The sequence below is a fragment of the Microbacterium sp. genome (assembly GCF_026393345.1).
Taxonomy (GTDB): domain Bacteria; phylum Actinomycetota; class Actinomycetes; order Actinomycetales; family Microbacteriaceae; genus Microbacterium.
The window spans coordinates 1-3,960 of the sequence record NZ_JAPLAI010000010.1; the positions used below are offsets into that span (position 1 = coordinate 1).

At 69.8% G+C, this 3,960-nt stretch carries 4 protein-coding genes; 2 read left to right on the plus strand and 2 right to left on the minus strand.

The window, feature by feature from the left end; translation table 11 throughout:
• Nucleotides 1–430, minus strand: a 430-nt coding sequence (locus NT132_RS01020) for an ATP-binding cassette domain-containing protein (RefSeq protein ID WP_297783460.1), incomplete at its 3' end; no start/stop codon positions are given.
• 34 nt (nt 431–464) lie between these two features.
• Nucleotides 465–1,937: an ABC transporter permease gene (locus NT132_RS01025; RefSeq protein WP_297783463.1), complete on the minus strand. Its 1,473-nt coding sequence runs from the start codon at nt 1,935–1,937 to the stop codon at nt 465–467.
• Nucleotides 1,938–2,099: 162 nt separating this feature from the next.
• Between NT132_RS01025 and NT132_RS01030 the strand changes: the two genes are divergently transcribed.
• Nucleotides 2,100–2,834 (plus strand): response regulator transcription factor, encoded by a 735-nt coding sequence (locus NT132_RS01030; RefSeq protein ID WP_297783466.1) that lies wholly within the window; start codon nt 2,100–2,102, stop codon nt 2,832–2,834.
• On the plus strand, nt 2,831–3,960 hold a 1,130-nt coding region (locus NT132_RS01035; RefSeq protein ID WP_297783469.1), incomplete at its 3' end, for a histidine kinase dimerization/phospho-acceptor domain-containing protein. The genes NT132_RS01030 and NT132_RS01035, both read left to right, overlap by 4 nt.

Sequence of the window (3,960 nt, forward strand, 5' to 3'; positions counted from 1 at the left end):
GCGCCTCGGCGACCCGCTGTGCGCGCTCCTCGCGACTCAGACCCAGCGGCTCCAGGCCCATGTCGACGTTCTCGGCGGCCGTCAGCGTCGGGATGAGGTTGAAGCCCTGGAACACGAACCCGATCTCGTGCGCCCGGAGCCGCCCGAGCTCGGCGTTCGATGCCTGGGCGATGTCCTGCCCGTCCAGGTACACCGACCCGGCGGTGGGACGGTCCAGCGCCCCGAGAAGCTGCAGGAAGGTCGACTTCCCGCCGCCGGTGGGACCTTGGATGCTGACGAAGTCGCCGTGCGCGCTCTCCACGTCCACGCCGGTCAGCGCCTTCACGACGCGTCCCTTCTGCGCGTACGTCTTGGTGACGCCGACGATGCGGTAGGCGGGGGTCGGCGCCTGATCGGCGACGCCCTCCTGCCCGGTTTCCACGATGGTCATCTGTGTGCTCCTGTCGATTCTGTCGGGTTGTCGATCACGCCACGGACCTGAGCGCCTCGGCGGGACTCAGCCGCGCGGCGCGCCATCCGCCGAACGCGCCGGCGACGAGACCACCGGCCACGGCCAGCACGATCGCCGCAATGATCACGGAGACCGAGATCGGCGCGCTGAGGGTGATGTCGGCCGCGGTCGCCGCGGCCTGCCCCATGCCGCCCGGCATCCCGCCTCCGCCGCCGGCGTCGCCACCGGGTCCGGTCGGCGTGCTCGCGGCAGCGGAGATGGTCGGCTGGATGATGTTGATCGCGACGACTCCGATGAGTCCGATGACGAGACCGAGGATGCCGCCCAGCAGGCCCTGCACGACGGACTCCCCCGCCACCTGACCGACGACCCGGCGGTTGGACCAGCCGATCGCCTTCAGGGTGCCGAACTCACGGGTGCGACGCGAGACGCCGGAGATCGTGAACAGGACGGCGAGCGCCACGGCCACGACGAGAACGATGATCGACAGCCAGGTGCCGAGATTCGTGATCAGCGACGACGCGCTGGCGAGCGATCCGGACACGGTCGAGGCGAGGTCGGACTGCGAGCTGACCGTCGCCTCGGGGAGCGCTTCTTCGAGCGCGGACTGCACCGCGGCGATGTCGCCGGCCGACTCGGCCTGAACGTACACGGTGGAGACGACGTCGCCGACACCCGCGAGGGTCTGGGCGACGCCCAGCGGGATGTACACGTTGGCGGCGGTGTCGGCCTCGGATGAGGTGGAGGCGACGATGCCGACGATCTCCATGTCGGTGCCGCCGACATCGATGGTGTCGCCCACGGCGAGGTCGTTCGAGGTCGCGTACGTGGCGTCGAGGACGGCCACGTTCTCACCGTCGTCCCCCGCATCCAGGAGCCGCCCCTCGGACAGCTCCACGGAGGAGAGCGGGCCGACGGTGGTGTCGGCCGACTCGACGCCGAGCACGGTGAACGAGTCGACGTCGAAGGAGCCGCCACCGAAGCCGCCGCCCTGACCGCCCGCAGGCGGCGCAGCCTGGCCGTCGGTGGTGCCGGTTCCGTCGCTCGGTGCAGTGGGCAGCTCGCCGGAGAACGTCGAGTTCGTGAGGCTGAGGGCGCCGGATGCGGCGGCCACGCCGTCGACGGATGTGGCATCCGCGACCGTCGACGCATCCAGGGTGCCGCGCATCATGTCGGTCATCAGTCGCGACTGCTCGAGGGTCGTGGTGCCGTCCTCGGCTGTCGCGCCGCCGTCCTCGCCGAAGTCGAACGATCCACCGCCCTGCCCGGGTCCGCCCTCCCCAGGCTCGGCCTGCGCACCGGTGACCGTCAGGTCGGTGCCGACGCCGTACACGGATTCCAGCGCGGCGGCCTGCGCGTCGCGTACACCTCCGGACAGCGAGTTGACGATGATCACGAGCGCGACGGCGATGGCGAGTCCCGCCGCGACGATGATGGTCTGTTTCTTGCGGCCGGCGAGCTCCCGCCGCAGGTACGTCCAGTACATGGGTCTCCTCTCGGCCGCGGGTCTCCGGCCATCGCTGCGAACCTACGGATGCGGGTGATGCGCGCCGTCAGCGGAGGTTAAGAGGAACCTATGAGCGTGACTCACAGCCAGTGCATATGCTCTGCCATAGGAACCGCATAGGTTGCGTCCGAGAATCGAGGCATGACCACCATGGCTGCAGCCCCCGCACTCCACCGTGCCGACGGCACGCCCCCGCGCGTCCTCGTCGTCGACGACGAGCAGATGCTCACCGACCTGCTGTCCATGGCCCTGCGCATGGAGGGCTGGGAGGTGCGGGCCGCGGCCTCCGGGTTCGAGGCCCTGTCCTCCGCCCGCGATTTCGAGCCGGACGCCATGGTGCTCGACATCATGATGCCCGACCTCGACGGCATGGCTGTGCTGCAGCGGCTACGCCAGTCCGGCAACGACGTGCCCGTGCTCTTCCTCACTGCGAAGGATGCGGTCTCCGACCGGGTGGCGGGTCTCACCGCCGGCGGCGACGACTATGTGACGAAGCCGTTCAGCCTGGAAGAGGTCGTGGCACGGCTCCGCGGTCTCATGCGCCGCGCCGGCACGGCCCGCGCCGACGACGCGGAGCCGATCCTGCGCGTGGGCGACCTGAGCCTCAACGAGGACAGCCACGAAGTCGAACGTGCGGGCACCCAGATCGAGCTGACGGCGACCGAGTTCGAGCTGCTGCGCTTTCTCATGCGCAACCAGCGCCGCGTCGTGTCGAAGGCCCAGATCCTCGACCGGGTGTGGAACTACGACTTCGGCGGCCGCTCCTCCGTGGTGGAGCTGTACATCTCCTACCTGCGCAAGAAGATCGACCAGGGACGCGAGCCGCTGATCCACACCGTGCGCGGCGTCGGTTACATGATCAAAGCCGCGCAGTGACCGCATCCGTCTCGCCGCGGCGCCGGTTCGCCCACTGGACTCTGCAGACCCGGCTGATGACCGCGGTCATCGGCATGGTCGCGATCATCCTCGGCGCGGTGGGGCTGGCGACCGGCACGATCCTCAGCACGATCATGCAGCAGAACCTCAACGTGCAGGTGCTGCAGTACGCCCCCGATGTCACCCGCGGGGCGCTGTCGGCGACCGCCTCCGACATCCTCTCCGGCGGACGCCAGGAACACGGCTATCTGCTGGTGGTGCGGATGCCGACCGGGATCAGCGGCGCCTACGTCGCGGCCGACGACACGGTCCGGAGCATCGACACCTCGCAGATCACCGACGTGGTCCAGCAGGTCCAGGTCGGCGGGTTCGCCACCGTGGATGTCCCCGACCTCGGCCAGTACCGGGTGTACTTCAGTGGCGACCCCTCCGGCGTGTTCGCCGTGTACGGCCTGCCGACGAGTGAGGTCACCACGACGCTCGCGCAGATTCTCACCACCGTCGCGCTCGTGACCATCGGGGGCCTGCTGATCCTCGGCGTGCTGCTGGCCATCATCATCCGTCGCTCCCTCGCGCCACTCCGTGCGGTCGCGGCCACCGCCGAGCGCGTCGCCGCGCAGCCGCTGTCCGAGGGTGCGGTGACGATCACGGAACGGGTCCCCGCGGCGCAGGCCGACGACGACACCGAGATCGGCCGGGTCGGTGCCTCGCTCAACACCCTGCTCGACCACGTCGGGTCGGCCCTCGACGCCCGCCAGCGCAATGAGGAACGGATGCGGCGCTTCGTCGCCGACGCCAGCCACGAGCTGCGCACCCCGCTCGCCTCGATCCGTGGGTACTCCGAGCTGTCGCTGCGCGATCCCGCCCTCAGCGACAACACCGAGTCGGCGCTGGAACGCATTCAGGCGCAGTCGCTTCGGATGACCGCACTCGTGGAGGATCTGCTGCTCCTCGCCCGGCTCGAAGAGGGCCAGGAACTCGTCTACGGCACCGTCGACCTGAGCCGTCTCGCGATCGAGGCGATCGGCGACGCCCAGGTGACGGGCGGCGACCACGAATGGGTTCTCGAGGTCGGCGAAGACCCGGTGGTCATCGCCGGGGACGAGCCACGCCTCCTCCAGGTCGT